The sequence below is a fragment of the Verrucomicrobiota bacterium genome (genome assembly GCA_034440155.1).
In the GTDB taxonomy this organism is placed as follows: Bacteria; Verrucomicrobiota; Verrucomicrobiia; order JAWXBN01; family JAWXBN01; genus JAWXBN01.
Window position 1 is genome coordinate 1 of sequence record JAWXBN010000097.1, and the last position, 22,181, is coordinate 22,181.

The 22,181-nt window shown below is 46.6% G+C and carries 22 protein-coding genes; 7 read left to right on the top strand and 15 right to left on the bottom strand.

Annotated elements, in window-relative coordinates; translation table 11 throughout:
- From SGI98_10065 to SGI98_10080, 4 genes are all read left to right on the top strand, one after another.
- On the top strand, positions 1-335 hold a 335-nt coding region (locus tag SGI98_10065), incomplete at its 5' end, for a peptidylprolyl isomerase (protein MDZ4743747.1).
- Positions 336-420: 85 nt separating this feature from the next.
- Entirely contained in the window at positions 421-999 is a 579-nt protein-coding gene (locus SGI98_10070) for a prepilin-type N-terminal cleavage/methylation domain-containing protein (protein MDZ4743748.1), read from the top strand.
- Between the two features lie 4 nt (positions 1,000-1,003).
- Positions 1,004-1,867: a prepilin-type N-terminal cleavage/methylation domain-containing protein gene (locus tag SGI98_10075; protein ID MDZ4743749.1), complete on the top strand. Its 864-nt coding sequence runs from the start codon at positions 1,004-1,006 to the stop codon at positions 1,865-1,867.
- 167 nt (positions 1,868-2,034) lie between these two features.
- Positions 2,035-4,179 carry a hypothetical protein gene (locus tag SGI98_10080; protein MDZ4743750.1) on the top strand — a complete coding sequence of 715 codons (2,145 nt, stop codon included), beginning with the start codon at positions 2,035-2,037 and terminating at the stop codon, positions 4,177-4,179.
- 30 nt (positions 4,180-4,209) lie between these two features.
- Here SGI98_10080 and SGI98_10085 read toward each other — a convergent pair whose 3' ends face one another.
- The 4 genes from SGI98_10085 to ilvE all read right to left on the bottom strand — a co-directional run bounded on the left by SGI98_10085 (position 4,210) and on the right by ilvE (position 10,734).
- Positions 4,210-6,042 carry a bifunctional homocysteine S-methyltransferase/methylenetetrahydrofolate reductase gene (locus tag SGI98_10085; protein MDZ4743751.1) on the bottom strand — a complete coding sequence of 611 codons (1,833 nt, stop codon included), beginning with the start codon at positions 6,040-6,042 and terminating at the stop codon, positions 4,210-4,212.
- 86 nt (positions 6,043-6,128) lie between these two features.
- Positions 6,129-8,627 carry an ATP-dependent Clp protease ATP-binding subunit gene (locus SGI98_10090; GenBank protein MDZ4743752.1) on the bottom strand — a complete coding sequence of 833 codons (2,499 nt, stop codon included), beginning with the start codon at positions 8,625-8,627 and terminating at the stop codon, positions 6,129-6,131.
- Complete coding sequence (locus SGI98_10095) at positions 8,627-9,736, bottom strand: protein arginine kinase (protein ID MDZ4743753.1); 1,110 nt, start codon at positions 9,734-9,736, stop codon at positions 8,627-8,629. The genes SGI98_10090 and SGI98_10095 overlap by 1 nt, the downstream gene beginning before the upstream one ends.
- 128 nt (positions 9,737-9,864) lie before the next feature.
- Positions 9,865-10,734 (bottom strand): branched-chain-amino-acid transaminase, encoded by an 870-nt coding sequence (ilvE, locus tag SGI98_10100; protein MDZ4743754.1) that lies wholly within the window; start codon positions 10,732-10,734, stop codon positions 9,865-9,867.
- A 129-nt stretch (positions 10,735-10,863) separates the two neighbouring features.
- Here ilvE and SGI98_10105 point away from each other — a divergent pair, with 129 nt between their 5' ends.
- Entirely contained in the window at positions 10,864-11,109 is a 246-nt protein-coding gene (locus SGI98_10105) for a hypothetical protein (protein ID MDZ4743755.1), read from the top strand.
- Here the strand turns inward: SGI98_10105 and SGI98_10110 are convergent.
- From SGI98_10110 to SGI98_10120, 3 genes are read right to left on the bottom strand one after another with little or no spacing between them, the layout of a single operon-like run.
- Entirely contained in the window at positions 11,106-11,759 is a 654-nt protein-coding gene (locus SGI98_10110) for an ABC transporter ATP-binding protein (GenBank protein ID MDZ4743756.1), read from the bottom strand. The two genes, SGI98_10105 and SGI98_10110, sit on opposite strands and share 4 nt — an antisense overlap.
- A gap of 9 nt (positions 11,760-11,768) precedes the next feature.
- Entirely contained in the window at positions 11,769-12,659 is an 891-nt protein-coding gene (gene pdxA / locus SGI98_10115; GenBank protein ID MDZ4743757.1) for a 4-hydroxythreonine-4-phosphate dehydrogenase PdxA, read from the bottom strand.
- 8 nt (positions 12,660-12,667) lie between these two features.
- On the bottom strand, positions 12,668-13,447 hold the full coding sequence (locus SGI98_10120) for a phosphatase PAP2 family protein (GenBank protein MDZ4743758.1): 780 nt from the start codon (positions 13,445-13,447) through the stop codon (positions 12,668-12,670).
- Between the two features lie 391 nt (positions 13,448-13,838).
- Between SGI98_10120 and SGI98_10125 the strand changes: the two genes are divergently transcribed.
- Together SGI98_10125 and SGI98_10130 are read left to right on the top strand one after the other, a co-directional pair.
- Positions 13,839-14,531 (top strand): GNAT family acetyltransferase, encoded by a 693-nt coding sequence (locus tag SGI98_10125; protein MDZ4743759.1) that lies wholly within the window; start codon positions 13,839-13,841, stop codon positions 14,529-14,531.
- Positions 14,524-15,282: a polysaccharide deacetylase family protein gene (locus SGI98_10130; GenBank protein MDZ4743760.1), complete on the top strand. Its 759-nt coding sequence runs from the start codon at positions 14,524-14,526 to the stop codon at positions 15,280-15,282. Before SGI98_10125 ends, SGI98_10130 begins: the two co-directional genes overlap by 8 nt.
- Before the next feature lie 64 nt (positions 15,283-15,346).
- Here the strand turns inward: SGI98_10130 and ybeY are convergent, their stop codons facing one another.
- The 8 genes from ybeY to SGI98_10170 all read right to left on the bottom strand — a co-directional run bounded on the left by ybeY (position 15,347) and on the right by SGI98_10170 (position 22,170).
- The gene (gene ybeY, locus SGI98_10135) at positions 15,347-15,763 is read right to left on the bottom strand and encodes an rRNA maturation RNase YbeY (protein ID MDZ4743761.1); all 417 of its coding nucleotides are present in this window, start codon (positions 15,761-15,763) and stop codon (positions 15,347-15,349) included.
- On the bottom strand, positions 15,699-17,339 hold the full coding sequence (locus SGI98_10140; protein MDZ4743762.1) for an HDIG domain-containing protein: 1,641 nt from the start codon (positions 17,337-17,339) through the stop codon (positions 15,699-15,701). The genes ybeY and SGI98_10140 overlap by 65 nt, the downstream gene beginning before the upstream one ends.
- A gap of 66 nt (positions 17,340-17,405) precedes the next feature.
- Positions 17,406-18,176 (bottom strand): menaquinone biosynthesis protein, encoded by a 771-nt coding sequence (locus tag SGI98_10145; protein MDZ4743763.1) that lies wholly within the window; start codon positions 18,174-18,176, stop codon positions 17,406-17,408.
- A gap of 96 nt (positions 18,177-18,272) precedes the next feature.
- Entirely contained in the window at positions 18,273-19,379 is a 1,107-nt protein-coding gene (mqnE, locus tag SGI98_10150) for an aminofutalosine synthase MqnE (protein ID MDZ4743764.1), read from the bottom strand.
- Positions 19,376-20,281: a UbiA-like polyprenyltransferase gene (locus SGI98_10155; GenBank protein ID MDZ4743765.1), complete on the bottom strand. Its 906-nt coding sequence runs from the start codon at positions 20,279-20,281 to the stop codon at positions 19,376-19,378. The genes mqnE and SGI98_10155 overlap by 4 nt, the downstream gene beginning before the upstream one ends.
- 172 nt (positions 20,282-20,453) lie before the next feature.
- Entirely contained in the window at positions 20,454-21,044 is a 591-nt protein-coding gene (locus tag SGI98_10160; GenBank protein ID MDZ4743766.1) for a Maf family protein, read from the bottom strand.
- A 175-nt stretch (positions 21,045-21,219) separates the two neighbouring features.
- On the bottom strand, positions 21,220-21,666 hold the full coding sequence (locus SGI98_10165; GenBank protein MDZ4743767.1) for a GatB/YqeY domain-containing protein: 447 nt from the start codon (positions 21,664-21,666) through the stop codon (positions 21,220-21,222).
- Positions 21,667-21,720: 54 nt separating this feature from the next.
- Positions 21,721-22,170 (bottom strand): hypothetical protein, encoded by a 450-nt coding sequence (locus tag SGI98_10170; protein MDZ4743768.1) that lies wholly within the window; start codon positions 22,168-22,170, stop codon positions 21,721-21,723.
- Positions 22,171-22,181 lie beyond the last annotated feature (11 nt).

Genomic DNA, 22,181 nt, shown 5'->3' on the forward strand with positions numbered 1-22,181 from the left:
ATACAGGCTCTGATTTTGCCAGCTTAGCCCAAGCTTATTCAGAAGATTCAAAAAAAGACCAAGGGGGAGATTGGGGCTGGGTGGACAGGAATACCCTCCGGAAAGAAATCTCTGATGTAGCTTTCCGCCTCCGCCCCGGCGAGATTAGCCACGTGATTATACTCGATGAAGGATATTACATCATCCAGATCGAAGGTTTCAAAAAAGGCGGTACCCAATCCCTCGAAGAAGTGCGTGCTCAGATCGAAGGACAAATTCTCCAAGAACAACGTCTCGAACAACAAAGAAAATGGATCGACCGCCTGAAACAAAAAGCATTTATCAAGATGTTTTAAGGAGATAATCCATCCCCTAAACACGAGTAAATATTTTTAAAAAGTATTTCTTGACTTTTGTATGAAAATTATAGAGGGTATATACATGAAGGCCTCAAAGAAAAATTTAGACAAGGTTTTTGATACCTTACCACTTAGTGATCATTCAGGCTTTACCCTAATCGAAGTAGTCATCTCGATTACTATTATGGCTATTGCTGCCATAAGTGTGACTGCAGGATTTATTTACACTCAAAAATCAGCGGTAAATGATGCCTACAATACGGGTGCTGTAAGAGTTCTTCAAATGCACGTAGAAAGAATCATGGCTATGTCTGTAGCAGATCTTGTAGCGCAAGAAATTATTACTTATAACTATAGCGGTCTGAGGGTTACGTCACTTTCCTCCACTGATGCCCAAAATCAACTCACAAATGCGACATTAAAGCCATTTATAATCTATTCAGGTTCACCCGCGGTAGCTTCTACCCTTTATGCTACAGAAGATGCGGTAATTGCTTATTCGACCCTGATAACCGTGGCTGTTGTGCCTGTTACCGGTACTTTTAATGGGGCTAGTTATACAAAAAACTTCAAAAAGGCTACTGTTACTACTTATTGGCAAAATATGCGCGGACAAACCATGTCAAGTTCAAATGTTATCATGAGGTCGGATGGAAAATAATATTATGAAACAATCATCATCCAAAGCCTTTACCTTGATTGAGGTGATTACCTCTCTGAGTATTTTCTCGATCTGTATGGCTATGGCAATGAGTGCATTTTTCGCCACTTCTAAAATATTCTATTTTACGCGGGTTCTGGATCTGGCCCATAACCAAGTACGAGGTGCAGCAGATAAAATATCGACATTAAACCGTCAATCAGTTTATTACCCCACTATTTACTCGAATACATCATCCTCCTACAATCCTGGTCTTGCTATTTCTAGTAATATAATAAATGAGATACATACTTCAGGAGGTCTACAAATCACAAATGTGCTCCGTTTCGGTAATGAAGTGCGCATCATGTATGAGGGGTATGGGTTGACTCTTTCCGGAGATGTCGCCATCGGGGCAACCCAAATCACCATTTCAAATACCGGCACCTTGGTATCTGTAGCCTCGGTTCCCACTGTGTTTTCTACAATAACAGCTTCTAATTCCGTGAGTAATCCAGATAATAATCTACGTCTCACACCTTCAACCATCAACAATGCCGGGTATGATTCGTGTTATATTGTCATGAATAACTCCCTTGCAAATGCTGCTATTACGAACGTTATCTCGACTAACCCAAATGTAACGATTTTTCAATTAGGTGCTCCTTTTACAAACTCCGCAAATGCTCCTGCACCATCGGGTGCCCAAATTTACGTTGGGAAAACTGGCCGGTTTATTGTATTAAATCAAGAACTCCGTTTTTACCCTGCTTTAAACAGTTCTCAATATGACACTCTCATGGTAAATGTGACCAGTGGAAGACCATTTACGTCACTCAAGGATCTGATACGACTTCTGCTACGACTCTCAATAGAGGACCTCTCCTGACCATTGATTTGGCTTATTCATCACCGGGGGATATTACCGGAAAAGGCGTTTACCGTATTGTTACTCGTTCATGCATGAGGACTGATCCTTCATCAAAAAACAGTAATACGATCGCAGCAGGTGGAATAAATTCTGAAGCGGATAACAATGACAATTAAGGAGGCGTTATGAAACAAATAAACTCGAATAATACTCATGGCTCAACACTAATCATTGTAATGGGAGCAGTCGTGTTACTCGCTGCGTTATTAGGAACTGCGGCTTCCCTGAACCAAAATTCAAAACTATTGGCAAGTCGTTCTACAGAAGTGATTGATACCACACTGGCTGCCGATACAGGAATGCAACGCATGTTTGGCGAAATGGATGCGCTATTATCAATTCCTGGTAGCTTACCTGATAATGTGACATTCACGACATTATACAATAAATTCAGCGCAACTAATGTTCCCCTCGATATCTTTCCTGTATCACAATATAGAGTACTTAATTATAATGTTATTCCATTAACAACTAATGGAATTCCAGCAAACATCCCTGATAGTAATATTGTTGATGGCAAGTCGTACCGGTTTTTAGGTGTTGTCTGGGTACAAAGTATAAAAAATCCCGCAGTTATATCTAAAATCCAGCAAGAAATGCAATTTATCTTCCGTCCACTGTACCAATATGCCATCTTTTATAATCCTGATTTAGAAATGTTTAACGGCCCAGCCATGGTCATAAGTGGAAAAGTACATGCAAACGGTGGAATCAATCAATTTAACTCTGGACAACTCACATTTAATGGAGGCGTTACCTCCGTGAATAGTGTAACGAATAGAGGACTTCCCTCTACGAGAGGTGCATCTAGAACGACCGCGGCCACTACTCGGACATATAATAGCGGTCCTCCAAGTTTAACAACAAATAAAAAGCTACCAGGAACAGATGTACCGACAAATAGTGCATTTATGGGAGTGAACCCAAATATGAGCACAAATGGGGCAATAGAGTTGATCCAAAGACCGATATTAGGAAGTGTTAACGGCACAAACTTTACTCGTTATGGGGCATTAACAAATGCTGCTGAAGCGACTGATGACCCGTATGCTCCTATACTTGGGGTGCCGTTAACCGATGAATCCCAAGTAAATACAAGGTTATTTTATAAAGCTGATCTCAGGATACTTGTGGATAATGCGAGAATCCCTCAGTTTTATACGGGTGAGGTTACTGAAAGTAATCCTAATGGCTCGCAAATCCCTATGCTCCTGACAAATACAGTCGTCTCGACTAATGGCGTCACTAATTTGGTTGTTCTCACAAATCAAACCTATTTGACACTCCTAAACTCTGTCACTACCACCAATAGAATCAGTGATTTCCGTTGGGCTGGAGGTATGACTTCAAACACGGGCTCTGCTGGGATTACAAATATTCGAACAACTGAGTTTGATATTTCACGGATAGTACATACAAATAATGGAAGTGTTCACTCAAATCTCACGAGTTATAATACAACGAACATATTAGGTACGACTATTGTTACGAATACCACTCCCATCCCAGAATTTAACGGCCTAGTATATATATCTAATACAGAAGGGAGTTCAACAAATAAACAGGGTGTCGTACTGAGGAATGGTACTTATCTACCAGATAAAGTGATTAATAACGGGGTTACAAATATTAACAGGATTAATCTTGGACTTTCTGTCGTAACTGATAATCCCTTATATATTATTGGTGATTATAATACCGGAAGGACTGGGACTCTTGTTGGATCAAACAATAATCCTAATAATAAGGACACCACATTTAATCTGACTAATTCCACATCTGTTGGTTATACGAGACGTCCGGCATCTGTCATGGCCGATGCGGTCACTATTCTCTCCCAGAACTACATATCAAAAATGACTAATGCAAATTATAATACAAGAACAACTCCCGTAACTACTGTAAACACTGCCATTTTAGCCGGGTTTGTTCCCTCAACAATTAGCTCAAATAGTGTTGCCGATGGATTTCTCTCTGGAGGTGTCCATAATTTCCCAAGATTCCTAGAGAACTGGAATAATGTTAAATTAGTAATTAACGGCTCGCTTGTGAATATATATAATAGCGAACAGGGTACCTCCCCATTCTATTGTAATCCAGGTAGTAGTGAAACACCAACTAATATATCTGCATCTTCATTTGCACAATATTATAGTGCTCCCACACGCGTTTGGAATTTTGATGTTAACTATCTGGATCCCACTAAGCTCCCTCCAGGTACTCCTATGGTTCGGGATTTTACCTTAGGCCAATGGGCTAAGCTTCCGTAGCAGTAGTACTTTTCAAAAAAAGAAATTCTACTATTCTTGAGCTCTCACCCAACGTGAGAGCTCAGCTGTCATCTCATAACGCAAGAGAGGGGTGATCAGGTAGATTCCTTTGAAATAACTTAATATCTCAGAGGCGATCTCTGTGCAAAGTGCATGGCTCACAGGGAGGGCGGCATCACCTTCCTTCCCTTTCATCTGCTCACGTATCCCCTCTGGGATACTGATGCCGGGTACTTCATTATGGAGGAACTCAGCATTCCGGTATCCGATCAGGGGCATGACCCCGACGAGAATGGGTATGCCTAAGTGTTTTGTCTTTTCATAAGTAATTTTAACCAGTGCCGGATCAAAAACCGGTTGGGTCATAGCAAATTGCGCACCGGCCGCGATCTTTTGTTCGAGTTTACGGACCTGGGAGTCGATATTTTTGGCATTAGGATTAAAGGCACAGCCGATGGTAAACCGTGTCGGTTTCTTAATATCTTTTCCCGCGTGGTTAAAGCCTTCATTAAGCCTTTTAATCATCTGGATAAGGGCCACCGAGGCCACATCATAAACCGATGTCGCGCTGGGATGATCCCCGACTTTTGCTGGATCCCCTGTCAGGGCGAGGACATGGTGTATCCCGAGTGCAGACATCCCCATCAGCTCGGACTGGATCCCGAGGATATTCCTGTCACGACAAGCCAAGTGCAGCATAGGCATCACCCCTGCTTGCTGGGTCAGGACCCCCATGGCCAGATTACTAATCCTGAGGATCGCCAGGGAATTATCCGCCAATGTCACCGCATCGGTCCCTGCCTCTTTTAAAGCCTTTGCCCCATCGATAAACTTGCCTGTATTCATCGTCTTTGGAGGATCAAGCTCGGTGACGATCAATGTCCTTTTCTTGATAATGTCCAGGATCGTCTCATCCTCTTCCTGTACGCTTGCGGAAAGAGGCTCAATAATTGATTTCTTTTCCGTGAAAACCTTTTCGTGCACCGGCTCTTGTTTACCGATACCCGCGCGTAATGCCCTTATATGAGCTGGGGTCGTCCCACAACATCCACCGACGATCGACACTCCCTCCTCCAAAAAACGTTTGGCAATCGCTGCAAAATACTCCGGTGGGGTCTCATAATGGAACCGCCCATCATGGAATTCCGGTCGCCCTGCATTTGGATATACTGCTAATTTCCTCCCCGCATGGAGGGGCACTTGTTTTAGGATATTCGCCGCAGCCCGGGGTCCGGTCACACAGTTAAACCCGACGACATTTGCCCCCATTTTCTCGAGTTCGTCAAATAAACCGATTACAGGTTCCCCCGATGAAAAGCGCATGGACTCACCACAGGTGATCATACAAATGGACGGGATCACCGCACTCAGGCGGCGTAATGCCTCCAAGGCAATTTTGATCTCAGCAGGGTGAATAAATGTTTCGAGGATAATCACATCGACGCCACCATCAATAAGCGCGGCAATTTGCTCGGTAAATGTGGAACGCACCTCATCCACCTTGTCCTTGATAAAGACCTCCGTCATCCCCGTCGGGCCGACCGAGCCTGCGACAAAACCCTGCCCTGCAGCAATCACCGCCTGGCGCGCAATTTGCACCCCCGCTAGATTGATCGCCCTCACCTGCTCGTGGAGCCCATGTTTATAAAGACGAAAATAATTTGCACCAAAGGTATTCGTCTCAATCAACTGGGACCCTGCCTCCAAATACTCACCGTGAATACCCGTAATCAATTCATGTTTCGTCAGGTTTAACTCTTCCAAACAAGACTCATAGGATATCCCTTTTTCAAAAAGGTAAGTTCCCATCGCCCCGTCCCCGACCAATACATTTTGATTAATAAATTCTAAAAAATTACTCATAGCACATTACAAAAAAAATGTTCCGTGTTTCCACGGAACAATGATTGATCGTTATATAAATTTTCATTCCTCCAAGCAAGCTCGCCCTAGGAAGCCGCGATTTCGAGTTGGGTAAAGGTGAATTTACCGTCTTTGACACCCACTTCTATCGGCTCATGAAGGCGCAATTGCTCCTTTAATATTTCTTCAGCCAATGGATCCTTGAGTAACGTCTCGATAGTCCGGCGAATCGGTCTGGCTCCGTATTGGGGATCAAACCCCTTTTCGAGAACTAGATTTTTGGCCTCATCATTGACATTGAGCACATACCCTTTGGAAGTGATCCGCTCGGTCACCTTTTTGATTTCAATACTGATAATCTTAATCAGGTTCTCTTTATTTAATGAGTGGAAAACGATAATATCATCCATACGGTTAATAAACTCTGGGCGGAATGCCTTTTTAGCTTCCTCCATGATTTTACCCTTCATATTTTCATAATCGGCACTTTCTGTGGACACACCAAATCCCATGGATGTCTGTTTCCTGAGCATATCAGCTCCGACATTTGATGTCATAATGATAATCGTATTGCGGAAGTCCACCTTGCGCCCGAGTCCATCAGTGAGCACTCCATCTTCAAGGACTTGGAGCATGATATTTAACACATCAGGATGCGCTTTTTCGACCTCGTCAAAAAGCACGACAGAATACGGGCGACGACGCACTTTTTCGGTCAGCTGGCCGCCTTCTTCATATCCCACATATCCGGGAGGTGAGCCGACCATACGCGATACGTTGAATTTCTCCATGTATTCGGACATATCCACTTGGATCAATGCATCCTTATCCCCAAACATGAACTCCGCAATCTCGCGGGCCATAAGTGTCTTACCCACCCCTGTCGGCCCGAGGAATACAAATGTACCGATCGGGCGTTTGGGATCCTTTAAATCGGCACGGGAACGGCGTAAAGCTTTTGATATCGCCGAAGCGGCCTCTGGTTGCCCAATGACTTTGTCTTTGAGGAAATCCTCCATCTGGAGCAGTCGTAATTTATCCTCGGCACTCATCCTGTTCAGGGGTACCCCTGTCCATTTTGAAATGACATGCATGATATCTTCTTCACCAATAATCGTGCGTGACTGGTCACGCTTGGTTTTCCATTCTTCAATAAATTTATCGAGGTCTTCTTTTGTTTTCTTTTCCCTGTCCCTTAATGAAGCCGCCTTTTCAAAATCCTGGGATTTGATCGCATCTTCTTTCTCGACTTTGACTTTTTCGATCTCCGTCTCCATGATTTTTAACTCCGGGGGGCGGTTCATACTCGCGATACGGGCGCGGGCCCCTGCTTCATCCATGATATCAATCGCCTTATCCGGCAAAAACCTCCCCGTCAAATAACGGTCGGAAAGTTTTGCTGAAGCTTCTAATGCCCCATCAGTGTAATGGGCTTTATGGTGATCCTCATATTTTGGACGTAATCCTTTTAAAATTTCAATGGTTTGATCCACACTCGGTGCTTCGACGATGACTGTCTGGAAACGCCTTTCTAAGGCTGAGTCTTTTTCAATAAATTTACGGTACTCATTTAATGTCGTGGCTCCGATACATTGCAATTCAGCGCGGGAAAGCGCAGGCTTAATGATATTCGATGCATCCATGGCTCCTTCGGCAGATCCCGCCCCGACGATGGTATGGAGTTCATCAATGAACAAGATGACGTTTTTGACACGGCGTATCTCATCCATGACGGCTTTGATCCGTTCCTCAAATTGGCCACGGTATTTTGTTCCTGCTACCATGAGGGCTAAATCCAAGGTAATAACTTTTTTATCAGCCAGAATGTCTGGCACCTCACCGGAGGATATCCGCTGGGCGAGGCCCTCCGCAATCGCAGTCTTTCCCACACCGGCTTCCCCGAGAAGCACAGGATTATTCTTGGTACGGCGGCAAAGGATCTGGATGACCCTCTCGATTTCATTAGCCCGTCCGATGACGGGATCGAGCTCTCCTTTTCTAGCCATCTCTGTCAGGTCACGCCCAAAAGCTTTTAAGGCCGGTGTCTTTAAATCCTTTTTGTCCCCTGATCCAGCAGGTGGTATATTCCCAGCGGAAGCGACTCCCGGGGTTTCCCCATCGAAATTACCCGACTCACCACCTTGGGCAAAGTTAGGATCCAGTTCCTTAAGGATTTCATTTCGGGCCCTATCGATATCCACATCCAGATTTTTTAAGACTCGGGCAGCCACACCATCACCCTCACGCAAAAGGCCGAGAAGAATGTGTTCTGTCCCGATATAAGAATGGTTCAGTGCCTTAGCTTCTTTACCCGCCAGAGCCAAAACCTTCTTTACACGCGGGGTATACGGGATATTCCCTGAAATCTTTGTCTCCGGGCCGGTGCCGACCTGTTTCTCGACTTCCATACGGACTGTCTCAAGATCCAAACCCATTTTTTGAAGGACATTCACAGCCACACCCTGACCGAGCTTTATCAACCCGAGCAAAAGGTGTTCAGTCCCGACATAATTATGATTAAAACGTTCGGCCTCCTTGCGGGCGAGTGCTAGAACCTGTTGTGCACGTGGAGTAAAATTATTCATCATTCCCCCTCCTGGATTGTCTCTTGTTTACTGGTTATGTGAACCTTTGGGCTCGGTGTAGAAAGTAGTTTGCCCCTGATGATTCCAGCACGTAATACATCCCTTTCCTCGGCGGAAAGTTTACGTGATTCACTTTTCTGCAAATGGGCTGGCTGGGTCGCGATGAATAAATCATCAATCAGGGGCCTTAAGCTTTCTGCGAACATCTCCATGTCCACTCCCATTTTCATAATTGAAAGCAAATTTGTCGCTTCTTTGGAAGTCATCGTATAGGCATTTGTCAGGACACCATAAGCTCGTCCCACTTGATCATTCACCGTGGCGACTTTACTTTCAATGAGTGTACCCCGGGCATTGTCTTCGTGCTCGATTATCTGGGCGACGACTTTTGTCAACCGGTCGATTATTTCCTGCTCCGACTCACCCAGGGTCGTCTGATTGGAAATCTGGAAAAGATTACCACTGGCTTCGGTCCCCTCCCCGTATAATCCGCGGACAGCCAGTCCGAGTTTATTCACAGCCTGTATGATCTGGTTAATCTGCTCGGAAAGCACTAACCCTGGCAAATGTAACATCACGGAAGCCCTCATTCCAGTCCCGACATTTGTCGGGCATGCCGTGAGGAACCCTATCTTCGTGGAAAAGGCGAAATCCAAGGCCTCATTGAGCTCGTCATCGACTTTATCGATCGTATTCCATGTTTTTAGGAGGTTAAATCCGGTATGGATCGACTGCATCCGTAGGTGATCCTCCTCATTAATCATGATACTCAAGGTCTCGTCTTTATTGATCACCAGCCCGCTTCCCATGTTCTTGGCAGCGTGTTCACGGCTTACGAGGTGTTTTTCGACTAAAATCTGTTTTTCCAGAGCTGTGTATTGATCCATGGAGCTACTGACTTTCGCTCCTTTCATCTCAGGTAATGCTTTCACGCTGGGTTGGATTGTTTCAAGAACCTTGATCCTATCCGCCTTTTTAGCCCACCCTGGAAAAGCCACCCCGCGGAGATTACGGGCCAAGCGGATACGGCTGCTCATCACGATTCTCTGAGCTGATTGCTTGAAAGCAGGATCATCGAGCTGACTTTTAGATGTTTTGGTCTGTTTCATGGATGCCGATTAATCAAGAGCATTTAATTTGCCATAAATGCCGCTTAATACATTAATTTTGTCTGTCATAGAGAAAAGCGCAAATGCTTTCTTTATAAATATTTGAATCAAAAGAACTAAACCATACCCTAAACGATAGGTTCACCCTCAACTTTCGTCAGCTCTTTGAATGCAGCGATCATTTTTTTTGTCACTGTCCCCGGTTTTCCTGAGCCGATTTGTCTCATATCCACCTTTGTGACAGGGACAATTTCTGCCGCTGTGCCCGTGATAAACATCTCATCGGCATTATAGACATCATACCGGGTCAACTGGCTTTCGACCATTTCAATATTAAAATGAACAGCTAAATCAAAAATGACGTCACGAGTAATTCCTTTTAATGCGCCTGCACTGCTCAACGGGGTGAATATTTTACCTTTATTCACCAAGAAAATATTATCCCCGGTGCATTCAGCCACATAACCTTCATTATTCAGCATGATCGCCTCTTCACAACCACACTGGCGGGCTTCGATCTTCGCAAGAATGTTATTCAGATAATTCAAGGATTTGATGGATGGATTTAATGCGGCGTGCGACATACGGCGCGTGGCCACAGTGGCGATCGTTAATCCCTTATCGTAATATTCCTTTGGATAGAGTTGGATTTTATCGGCGATAATGAATACGCTGGGCTTCACACAATTCCATGGACTTAAGCCTAAGTTCCCCACTCCTCGGGTGACCACCAAGCGGATGTACCCGTCATAAACTTTATTCATCTTACAGGCCTTAACCGTCGCCTCACAAATTTCCTTATGACTCATGGGAATCGTCAGCAAGATCGCTTTGGCAGAATAGAATAAACGCTCGATATGTTCTTTCAGTTTAAAGACCCGTCCATGGTAAGCCCGAATGCCTTCAAACACTCCGTCCCCATAAAGTAATCCATGGTCAAAAACGGATATTTTCGCATTCTTCTGATCAACAAATTTTCCATCCAAATATATCTTCATTTCGCCTCCTGTAATACAGCTTATTTGAACCGAAAAACATGATGACCCGCAAGGGAAATTCCGCAAGCATTCGCACCCTATGATTGACAGCTTGAGATTTTGGAATTTTCCGTTATAGATAATCAAACCATGACCTTCCCCTCATTACCCCGACTCATCCTGCTCGCTGTCCTTATGCTCCATATTTCTGGGTGCGCTGGCCCGACCACGGTGGTAGAAGGTAATGGGTATGGCGATTATAATGTCATGAATGTCCCTGGTGGACCTGCGGGCGAAAGATACATGGAAAATCTCCCCCAAAATAATCCTGCTAACTGGAATGACGGCATCATGCCGTATAATCCCGACCCGGATCCGGGTGAATCAATGGATTAGACGAATTTACCGTCCCTCATCTGGAGCTGGATATCACCCTTCTCGGCTAATTCTTTTTCATGGGTCACTAATAGGAGTGTTTTTTTCTCCCTCCTGACTAACCCGATCAATAACGAGGCAATTTGCTCTGCATTACCGCTATCCAGATTTCCGGTGGGCTCATCGGCGAAAATAATATCAGGGTCATTGATCAGGCACCGCGCAATAGCGACCCGCTGCTGTTCGCCTCCCGAGAGCTCCAGCGGTTTATGGTTCTTTCTCGACCCTAATCCGACCTCCTCCAATAATCGAGCGGCACGATCGAGATCATGTTTTCCTCGGATCATAGCGGGAAGATGGACATTTTCGAGTGCATCAAGCTCGGGCAAAAGCTGGAAAGCCTGGAAAATAAACCCAAACCGGTTATTCCTCAAAAAACTCAATTCCCCGGATGTCATCGTCCCCAAGCTACGTCCTTCTAAAAGAATTTCGCCACTGGTCGGTTTATCCAGAGCTCCGAAAAGCTGGAGAAGCGTGCTTTTTCCCGCCCCGGAGGCCCCTCTGATCGTGGTGACTTTACCCTGAGTGATTTTCACATCCACCCCCTTGAGCGCATCGACTTGCACCTTACCGAGGAAATATGTCTTAAAAACATTTCGAGACTCTAACATAGAAACCCTTTATTTCTTCTTCATCCTGCCAGTGGCGAGAGCCGCGGCGAGATTAATCGCCGAAATCATGCTCTCGGGACTGGCTTTACCTTTGCCCGCAATATCAAATGCCGTGCCATGATCCGGGGAGGTCCTCACGACCGGCAGTCCTAGGGTGACATTGACCCCTGTATCAAATGATAACATCTTCAAGGGGATCAGGCCCTGATCATGATACATGCATACCACTGCATCATAAACACCCCGTAACGCATAATAAAAGGCTGTATCCGGGCTCAAGGGACCAGATAAATGAATATTACGCCCGAGCAATTTGCGCGCCTGTGAAATAGCCGGGGCGATGATCTTCGCCTCTTCATCCCCGATTTCCCCGGCATGGGGGTTCAGCCCCAAAACCCCGATTTTAGGTTTTTGAATTCCCGTAAACCGGCAGAACTCTGTTGTCAGTAAAATGATATCCTTGATTCTTGAGGGGGTCAGTGCCTTGCTGACATCTTTGACGGGCAGATGCGTCGTCACGAGGCTCACCCGGAGTTTATCACTACAGAGCATCATCGCAAATTTCTCAGTCCCACAGGCATCGGCGAGGAATTCAGTCTGCCCGGGAAACTTGAACCCCACCGACTTTAAAGCCGTCTTATTCACCGGAGCGGTCACCAGTGCAGCAATTTGCCCGTTCAAAGCCTGACGCACACCTTCCCCGAGGCTTTCTAGTGCAAATTGCGCGGACATACGGGAATATTTTCCCGGAGCAATCTGCGCGGGGATCTCGTCATGCAGGATCACTCGATAAAGGAAACCTTTATCCAGACGCCCGCTAGACAGGGACTTTTCTACGATCTCAGGACCGATCCCGGCAAGATCACCTAATGTAATCCCTATCACAGGTTTTGCGGCCATCACCTTTTTCATTTCACGATCTCCGGCTCGATCACATCGGGTTTTTTCAGGCGCGAAACCAAGCTCCGCCGTCCAGCCAGTCCAAAACATATCCCTGCCACAATCCCCATCATACTCCCCACAAGTATATCGCTAGGGTAATGCCTCTCCAGGGCCATTCGTGACCAACAAACAAATCCAGCTCCGATACAAAGGGGAATGCCCACCGGAGGGCTGATCACGAGGATTGCAACCGCTGTCCCTACAGATGTACTCGCATGCCCGCTGGGGAAACTCTGGTAACGATTCGCTTTTCCAGAATAATGAATCACCGAATTTAAAAATCCTTGATCGTCTGTTTTCTCAAACTTCAAGACGGCACCCGGCCCGTAAAACCCGTCCTCGACCTGTACAAACGGACGGGGGCGACCTACGGTCATGCGCATGCAATTTGTTCCAATCCCGGCAAATACCGATGCCAGAAGGCAGGCCAAAGCCATCATTTGCAATTTGCGTGAACGCCTCACATATCCCCAGACAAGAAGAACCAAGATTAAAAGGAGGCTGCCGGTAGGCCAATCCCCCCAATAACTGAACTCCCCAGCCATCCGTCGGAGAAAGGACCCTTCTGGGACAACAAGAAAACGGGACACTTGACGGTCAATACCCGTATCTTTGAGAAGTAACATCAGTAAAATACCGTCACCAAGCAAAAGGGCGAACCATATCCACCAATTCTTGAATACCTGCCAAGCCCCGGACAGGAGCAAAAGTAGATCCCTGATAATTTGATTGATGATCGCTGACATAATCTCGCATGAAAGTGACTTTCTCCCCTCAGACTGTCAAGGATCGATAATCCTCGTGTTGCCTCGAAAGTAAATGACACCGAAGGGGGGGAGAGGATTAAAGTGGCACGGGCGGCTCGCCCGTGGGATCGGAAAAACACGGCCAAGATGGCCGTGCCACTCTCCGCGACCATCAGGATCCGCTCGGTTATGCCCGCTGACAATCATCCCCTCCGACTATCCTCCGTCCGGAGCAATTTGCACCACGAAGATCACAAAAGGCAGATTCTTTTCTATATATCCTCCGCAGTGTCATAATTTATGAGGCAATTCGATTCGGTCCCTTCCCCATTGATCCCTATTTTCTTGCCAGCAGATGGGATGTTCCCTTTTCTAGGCAATACATATTGTCATGAGCGAAAAAATCACCACACCCGATGCCCGGTTTTCAGTCCGTAAATACGCCCCGGAAGACAGGTCTATCGTCAGGAAAATTTGTGCGGATACCGGATTCCTCGGGAACCCGATCGACCCTCTTTTTGAAGACCGGGAACTCTTCGCCGATTACCTGACCGATTATTACCTCTCGGAAGAGCCTGAATCATCATTCATCCTGGAAGTCGAAGGCGTCATCCGCGGTTATTTACTCGGAAGCAGGAAAGCCATTGCCCAGAAAAAATACGATCAACTCCATATTCCCCTCCTCGCGGTCAAAGGCCTCTGGCGCTATTTCACCCGCCCCTATCATCCTGCCACAAAAAAATATGTCCAATGGATCCTGAAGAATTCCCGGAAGGAACAACCGCTCACTCCGGAGAATACCCCCCATTTCCATATCAATCTCCTCGCTGATGCCCGTAAAGTCGGCACGACCCGGGCCTTAATTGACGCCTATCTCCAATACCTCGCACAATGCGGGGAAAAGGCTGTTTTCGGCCAAATGATCACCTACGAGAGTCGCCGGGGCGAAAGAATGTTCGAGCGTTACGGGTTCAAGCTCATTGATAAAAAGAAAGTGTCGAAATTTGACGGGCTTTCAGGGGAACAGGTTTATCTGTGTACCGTCCTAAAAAATCTCGACCAAGGTGTGAAACTCTATGACTAGGGCGGAGGGGACTCCCGTTTCAAAAAAACTCGTCGTCTCCATCCACGACGTTTCCCCGCTCACTCTAGAGCCCGTGCGCAAAATGCGTGAGGAATTAAGAATCTGGGGTGTCGATAAGTGCAGCCTTCTGGTCATCCCTGACCACCACAAAAAAGGCCGGACGATAGATTCCCCCGAAACCCTTTTCTGGCTCCATGAAGCTGCTACCCGAGGCGACGAGATCGTCCTTCATGGCTACAATCACCTAAAATCATCCGCTCAATCCTCCCGCCCGTGGGACTTCCTGATCGCAAATTATTATACTGCCGGTGAGGGGGAATTCCAATTACTCGATTATGAAACAGCCCTGAGCACTTTAGAAAAAGGGGCCAGTGAATTGCGGAGTGCGGGATTCGATCCTCAAGGATTTATCGCGCCCGCCTGGCTCTGTGGACGAGAGGCCCGTAAGGCAGTGGGTGATTGCGGCTTTTCTTACACGACTTATCTGGGGGAGATTTACGACTACCCACACAACAAAAGTATCCCCACCCAGTCCCTCGTCTGGAGCGTCCGAGCCGGTTGGCGCCGCCAAATGTCCCTCGTCTGGAACCGATCCTTATTCTCACGGAATATCTCCCAAACCATCCTCCGCATCAGCCTCCATCCCCCCGACATGATCTACCCCCAAATCTGGACCCAAGTGGAGTCCCTGATCAAAAAGTCTCTGGTGACACGTATTCCTGACACATATTTGAATTGTATAAAATCCTAATATTTTTTCCACTGTGTTTAATAGTGCTGAAACCTATTCTACGCACGGCACCAAGTCCCGGATTTCAAGCCAAGCCGAGCTTTACTAATAACTCCGACTCCATTTTGCGCATCTGTGTAATCTGTTTTTTCGTACGGTCATCGTAACCGGCGAGGTGGAGGATGCCGTGAACCATATAAAGGATGAGTTCCTTGTCAAAAGTATTGCCAAATTCAAGAGCCTGTCTTTTGCACGTGTCCACGGAGATGATCAACTGGGCGTACTCTTCCCCGAGAGGAAAGGTAATCACATCCGTAGGGGTCGGATCATCCATGTATTCTCCATGGATTTGCGCAATTTGCGCGTCATCAACGAAGGTAATCTCCAATTCCTGGTGGGGAATCGGCTGTAGGTCCACAGCTTTCAAAGCCGCCCGTTTAAGTTTGGGCAGATTTAAATAGAGCGACTTTACCCTCTTCGAGAGGCTTATCTTTGTCTTCATCAGGTTTGGGGTAGTTTATACGCGCATGAAGCATATTTGTCAGCATGAATACGAGCTTACCGCGGATGATATTCAGTTCACCTAAAGTCAGGTCGGCCTGATCAAATTGGCCATCATGGATTTTGTGTTCGATAATCCCGTTAATCAAATCCTCGATCCGTTGGGGCGTAGGCTTTTGGAGGCAGCGGGAAGCAGCCTCCACCGCGTCACAAATCGAGATAATGGCTGATTCCTTCGAGTGCGGTTTTGGACCAGGATAACGGTAAGTATTCTCATCAACATCAGGCACATCATCACAATTCATATCGAGGATTTTGCTGCCCAGAGTGGCATCTTCGGAAAGCCTTTTTGCCCGGTGGTAAAAATAAGTGATCAGGCTCGTCCCGTGATGTTCACGGATGACATCGATAATCTCCTTGTTCAGCTTGTACTTCATGGCTAGGTCCACCCCTTCCTTTACATGGGCTGAGATAATCAAGGCACTCATTTGGGGATTGAGTTTATTATGGGGATTACGTTCAACATTCGAGTTCTCGATGAAATATTCAGGTTTCACCATCTTCCCAATATCATGGAAATAGGAACAGACACGGCACTCCAAGGCATTGGCCTTCACCGCTTCAGCCACTGACTCCGATAAATTGGCGACATTAAGGCTGTGGTGGTATGTGCCGGGGGCGCTGATCGACATTTCTTTGAGTAATGGATGATTAAAATCACAGAGTTCCAACCATGAAATATTCGTCGTGATTTTAAAAATATTCTCCAAGAGGGGCAGGATACCACCGGCTAACAAAGCGGTCATGAACCCGATAATAACCCCCCACAAAGCCTGCCGCACCGCCATACGCAGCTCGGGGGACTCCGTAATCCCATGCCCCCATAATGTCGAAATATGGATACCGTGGATCAAACCAAAAGCACAAGCGCACAAGAGAGAGGTCAATCCCACCCAGATACCTGCACGGATAAGATCGGACCTTTTCCTGACATTACGGGTATAATAAACACCAATAAAACCGGTCAACAAACCTATGATCAACATCTGGAAGCTATTATCAAAAATAATCGCTGTGAGTACACTCAAGAAAATCACAATAAATGTCCCCGCCCCTACCCCCATCAGTGTGGTAATCAGAAGTGGAGCCAAAGCTGTCGGCACCAAAAAGACCGCCATCGGAAGCGGCTGCTGAAATGTCGGCAGGTCATCGACCATATAAGGGCCTACATATAAAAAGAGGAATTTTGCCAATAATAAATTCCCCAACCCTGTCACAGTGACTAAGAGCACCTTGGAATTCCGGTCAATGACATCCTTCAACTGGAAATTCATGTAAGCAATCGCCACAATCATCACCATCAGAGAAAGAAAAAGCCGTTCCTTGATCTGATAAATATCACCATCATGCACTAAAATCATCGCAGTGGAAATAAAGGCTAATGCGCCAATACAATACTTGATAATTATGCTCCTCTCAAAAAAGGCACTAAAACGACCCTCCTCATAAACTCGCCTCATTTCCGGTGCTTCAAATTTTTTATGTAGCCCCAGTAGACCCAATAGTTTCCTGACCATAATGAATAATTTAACCTAATTTAGATGAATTTACTACAGGTGAATACGTATAAAGGTTTTGGCAGCCTAGTCAAAATTTATATAATTTAATTGACTTTCAACATTGATTTTTTTGTCTTCCATTAAAAACTTCTGGAATTGATGGAGCCCCTCTTTTTCCTCTTCATTCAAATCATAATAGATATTCTTCGTCAGGTAATTCATGGCCAACCGGGTGGATGAGAATACATGTTTCCCCGCACAAATGGCATCGAGATGAGCCAACCCCTCTTCCTTTGCCCTCTTCAAAGTATCAAAAACCTCCCAATTACAGGTATTTTTCCGCGCCGCCCACACCGCATATACAAATGGCAACCCCGTAAACTCCTTCCAGACCGCCCCTAAGTCCGTAATTTGCCAATCGTCCCCTTTTAACGAATCAATAAATTTTAATGCCTGGTCGCCAATCAGCATCACAGCATCACCTGCGTCAGTGGCTCCATCGCTGTCGAAGGGAATATACTCGGGCTTAATCCCGAAAAAGCGTTCACAGACAATCTTGACCAATGTCGCCGAGGTTTTCGAGTGGATATCCACATTCACCGCGCGTATTTCTTGGACCGGTATGCGATGCGCTAATACGACACTTTGAACCGGTCCCCGGCTGGAAATCGAAAAACCGTCGAGGATATCGTAAAGCCCGGGCTCCTCCAAGACCTCCATGACCGGCACGAGCCCGATATCGATTGCACCCTCGCGTAATTTGCACGCCAGATCCGCCGGATGCAAGAGCAGGACATCATTGAGCCCGTGGATCAAAGGTTTTGCATTAAAGTAAGGAACACTCGCGATTTTCATATCAATATTTCTCGGGCAACAGGTTATCACCCTCCTGCGACCCCCTAATCCCTCACCAAACAAATAAAATCAGGATAATGCGGTGAATGGGAAGGTTCAAACCATGGCCGGAACCGTTGCAGAGTTTTTCACCTTGTTATAATGGCTATCCCGTTGCCAAGGAATGCGCCCAGCTTCTTCAATGGCCTTGATCAAGGTGTATTGGGTCTGTTCTTGAGGGGTGCGTGAACCCGCCATGTGGAAGATTTTCTCCTCCACAATCGTCCCGTGTAAATCATCTACCCCGTAACTCAGTGAAATTTGTGCGAGACTCAGGCCTAGCCCGATCCAGTAACCGGTAATATGGTCGAAATTATCCAGATAAAGCCGGCTCACCGCCAGTGTGCGCAGGTCATCCCATCCCGTTGACGGTTTGATATGCGAAAGTTTATTCCCCTCGGGATGGAATGCCAGCGGGACAAAACCGGTGAATCCTTTTGTCTCATCCTGGATCTCCCGTAACCGGCGCATGTGGTCGATCCTATCTTCCAAAGTCTCGATATGCCCGTAAAGCATTGTGCATGTGCTCCGTCCACCCATCCTGTGCCAAGTCTTATGAATATCCGCCCACTCATCGGCAGTTTCTTTTCCACGGCAGATTTGCTCACGGACTTTTGGATTAAATATCTCCGCGCCACCCCCTGTGAGCGAGCCCAGCCCCGCCTCGCGCAATTTGCGTAGGGTATCTTCCACAGTGAGTTTTGCTTTCCATGAAAGATGCCGGATTTCCACGGCCGTAAAACATTTCAGGTGCAAATGACTATCGAGGGCCTTGAGCGAACTCAGCATATCCAGATAGTACTCAAATGGCAGGGAGGGATGTAGCCCCCCGACAATGTGCAGCTCGGTAATCCCCAAGACCAATGACTCCCTGGCCATTTGAACCACCTCAGGAACTGTATATTCAAACGCCTCCGGATCATTCTTGCGTTTTGCAAAGGCACAGAACTGGCAATTCAGGATACAGACATTTGAATAATTGATGTAACGATTCAGGATAAATGTCGCATCATTGCCGTTCTTTTGTTCCCGGACAAAATTCGCCATGGCCCCGAGGGCATTAATATCAGGGTTACTGAAGAGACGAAGTGCGTCATGGTCGCTGATACGCTGTCCCTGGGAGACTTTCTCCCAGATATCCCCCAGCCCTGCTTTTTGAATCATTTTCTCCATACAATCACATCCCATAATATCGTTATGAACACGATGACACTGATCCATCCATTAGCCTTAAGGAAGGCATCATTGATCGCCCGTGTATCAAGCTTGCGTGCCCGTGCGTGTTGGTAAACTAATAAAACGGCAATCACAGCCAGTCCTATCCAATATGGCATATGAAGCCCTGAAATCAAACCGAACAATAAAAGAAATACCCACATAATAAAATGTAACCACCGAGATATCGACAACGCCTTCGGGATTCCCCATTTGACCACGAGGGAATTTAACCCCGTCTTCCGGTCAAAATCGTAATCCTGTGTCGCATAAATCATATCAAATCCCGCCACCCAGAAAAGCACCGCCAGCGCCAAGATAAAAGGCTGCCAAGCAAACAAATCACCCGTGACGGCCACCCATGCCCCCACCGGAGCCACCGCCAAGGCCAGCCCGAGAAAAAAGTGGGAGTAACTCGTAAACCTCTTTGTCAGGGAATAAAAAAAGACAATGCCCAAGGCCACCGGAGATAAAATCAAGCAAAGCACATTCAATATCCCGCTACTGGCGACAAATAATACCGCCGAAACCAATACCAAGGTAATCCCTTGCTTTTTGGTCACCAAGGTATGCCGCCTCTCTGTCCGGGGATTTTTCCGGTCGATCGACCAGTCCGCCACTCGGTTGAACCCCATCGCAGCCGTTCGAGCAAAAACCATACAAAGCAGTATTCCGACGAATTTCACCCCTAGCCAACTCCAAAATCCCCACGGCCCCGTAAAAGGGTTTTGCCCCACAAAATACGATACGGCTAGCGCCCCGCTGGCAAATGCAAATGGTAACGCAAAAACCGTATGTGAGAACTTCACAAACTCAAGGAGACGAATAAAAAGTGAACTTTTTTTATCCATACGTTTTATCGACTAAAACTCCTAACTCGATCATATTAAGGCCCCTCAATATCAAGAAAAATTCTTTTTAAAGTTATTCGTCAGGATTCCCTAGAATAAACAGGGCAATCTCTATAACGGTATGTCATTTTCATAAAATAAAATATAATGTCATTAAAAACGAATAATCAAACTATATCTGATTGTCTCTGATTTTAAGAAGCCTTGTCAATACCGACTCGATCGGTAGCCCGATAATATTCGATTCGGGGCCGTCAAATGAAGAAACAATCATCTCCCCATATTCCTGAAAACCGTAGGCCCCGGCTTTATCGAGGGGATTCACCAGTCCGAAATACCGCGCAATTTGCGCACGCGTGAGAGGCTTGAATGTCACGGCTGTACGAACCGCATAATCTTCCTCATACCCTTTTGATTTCTGCCCCAGATACACCCCTGTCCAGACCTCATGGGTGCGCCCGGCCAGCTGCTCAAGCATACGCACGGCATCGGACATATCCGAGGGTTTATTCAGTACGTGCTCATCGAGAAATACACTCGTATCCGCCGCCAAAACAAGCCGAGCCGGATAGATCTCTGAAACCACCCGCCCTTTCCGGCAAGCATTATCCTGGACAATTTGCTCGGGGGTCAGGTGTTCAAGCTTCAAGGGTTCATACTCCTCCACATCGATTTTAATCATCTCGAAATCAATGCCCACCTGCCTGAGCAAGTCAGCCCGCCTTGGGGAACTCGACGCTAAAATAATTTTCTCTTGTATCAACACGCTCCCGTTTCTACCACCTCAGCTTTCCCGTGCCGAGCGAAAAAAAAGGTGGCTGATGCCCAGAAGAATGATCGGGGGGAGCCTTTGCAGCTTCCCCCAGTGTAAACCCCAGTCCAAGAAAACGGGATGAGGACTTTTTTTGGGGGGGGAGGGAAAAAGAGTCTCTTTTTTCTTAGGAAAGATTTTTCCCGACAATGGTGCTGACCATCTTTCCATCAGCGCGTCCGGCGACTTTAGCCTGGACAGCTTTCATGGCTTCACCCATTTGTTTTTTGGTCGTCGCCCCGATCTCTGCGAGGGTTGCTTTCACGATTTGCTCGAGCTCCGCCTCGGACATTTGCGCAGGGAGGAATTTCTCCAAGACACCCATCTCCTCTTTTTCCTTGTCGACGGCACGTCCGGCCGTTTCATAACTAGCTATCGTATCCTGACGCATTTTGATCTGCTTACGGACGGCTGCCATCACGATCTCATCGGTGACTTCGCCACCCGCCCCACCGAGTTCGATCGCAGCATATTTAGCGGCGCTTTTGAGCATCCTGAGAGTATCCAAGACCACCGTTTGCCTGGCGATCATCGCTTTTTTGATCTCCGCATCCACTTGTTGACTCAATGACATAAATTTTCCTTTTTGTATGAAGAGAAAGTGCCTTTTTCACCCTACGCCGTCAAGCTATTCACTCTTCTGGTCATCCACTTGGATGACCAAAAGCAAGAGGCCCTTATCGTAAAGGGGGCCTTTGATGTAGAGGGGGGTGCCGCGCTCGAAATTTACCACGGTTTCCACAATACTCTTATCTTTATGCCAGAAATTAACGCGGAGCTTGTAGATGTCACCTTTATGTTCGAGCTGCTCGATTTTTAATGAGAAATCCTTGCCCAAGGGGGGAAAGTCACTTTTGGTCTTTTGCAAGGGTGAGGTCGCCTGTTGGGCCACCCGTGCGTAACGGTAACCGAATGTCTTGTCGATAGTCGCCATCACAGCTTTCGATATCCGGGAATCTTCCTTTTGGGCGGGCGGTTCATTAAAACAATAAACGAGTTGCGCGACAAAATCCCCCGCATGCACCATGTGCATACTCATCAGGCCCACCAGTGATATCAAAAAAAACTTCTTCAGCATAAAGCGCCCCC

Coding starts and splice junctions, on each gene's coding strand:
- SGI98_10125 (MDZ4743759.1), top strand. CDS start 13,839: ATGAGCGAAAAAATCACCACACCCGATGCCCGGTTTTCAGTCCGTAAA.
- SGI98_10140 (MDZ4743762.1), bottom strand. CDS start 17,339: ATGGTCAGGAAACTATTGGGTCTACTGGGGCTACATAAAAAATTTGAA.
- mqnE (MDZ4743764.1), bottom strand. CDS start 19,379: ATGATTCAAAAAGCAGGGCTGGGGGATATCTGGGAGAAAGTCTCCCAG.
- SGI98_10155 (MDZ4743765.1), bottom strand. CDS start 20,281: ATGGATAAAAAAAGTTCACTTTTTATTCGTCTCCTTGAGTTTGTGAAG.
- SGI98_10075 (MDZ4743749.1), top strand. CDS start 1,004: ATGAAACAATCATCATCCAAAGCCTTTACCTTGATTGAGGTGATTACC.
- ilvE (MDZ4743754.1), bottom strand. CDS start 10,734: ATGAAGATATATTTGGATGGAAAATTTGTTGATCAGAAGAATGCGAAA.
- SGI98_10070 (MDZ4743748.1), top strand. CDS start 421: ATGAAGGCCTCAAAGAAAAATTTAGACAAGGTTTTTGATACCTTACCA.
- SGI98_10170 (MDZ4743768.1), bottom strand. CDS start 22,170: ATGCTGAAGAAGTTTTTTTTGATATCACTGGTGGGCCTGATGAGTATG.
- SGI98_10090 (MDZ4743752.1), bottom strand. CDS start 8,627: ATGAATAATTTTACTCCACGTGCACAACAGGTTCTAGCACTCGCCCGC.
- SGI98_10145 (MDZ4743763.1), bottom strand. CDS start 18,176: ATGAAAATCGCGAGTGTTCCTTACTTTAATGCAAAACCTTTGATCCAC.
- ybeY (MDZ4743761.1), bottom strand. CDS start 15,763: ATGAAGACAAAGATAAGCCTCTCGAAGAGGGTAAAGTCGCTCTATTTA.
- SGI98_10105 (MDZ4743755.1), top strand. CDS start 10,864: ATGACCTTCCCCTCATTACCCCGACTCATCCTGCTCGCTGTCCTTATG.
- SGI98_10165 (MDZ4743767.1), bottom strand. CDS start 21,666: ATGTCATTGAGTCAACAAGTGGATGCGGAGATCAAAAAAGCGATGATC.
- pdxA (MDZ4743757.1), bottom strand. CDS start 12,659: ATGGCCGCAAAACCTGTGATAGGGATTACATTAGGTGATCTTGCCGGG.
- SGI98_10095 (MDZ4743753.1), bottom strand. CDS start 9,736: ATGAAACAGACCAAAACATCTAAAAGTCAGCTCGATGATCCTGCTTTC.
- SGI98_10130 (MDZ4743760.1), top strand. CDS start 14,524: ATGACTAGGGCGGAGGGGACTCCCGTTTCAAAAAAACTCGTCGTCTCC.
- SGI98_10080 (MDZ4743750.1), top strand. CDS start 2,035: ATGAAACAAATAAACTCGAATAATACTCATGGCTCAACACTAATCATT.
- SGI98_10110 (MDZ4743756.1), bottom strand. CDS start 11,759: ATGTTAGAGTCTCGAAATGTTTTTAAGACATATTTCCTCGGTAAGGTG.
- SGI98_10120 (MDZ4743758.1), bottom strand. CDS start 13,447: ATGTCAGCGATCATCAATCAAATTATCAGGGATCTACTTTTGCTCCTG.
- SGI98_10085 (MDZ4743751.1), bottom strand. CDS start 6,042: ATGAGTAATTTTTTAGAATTTATTAATCAAAATGTATTGGTCGGGGAC.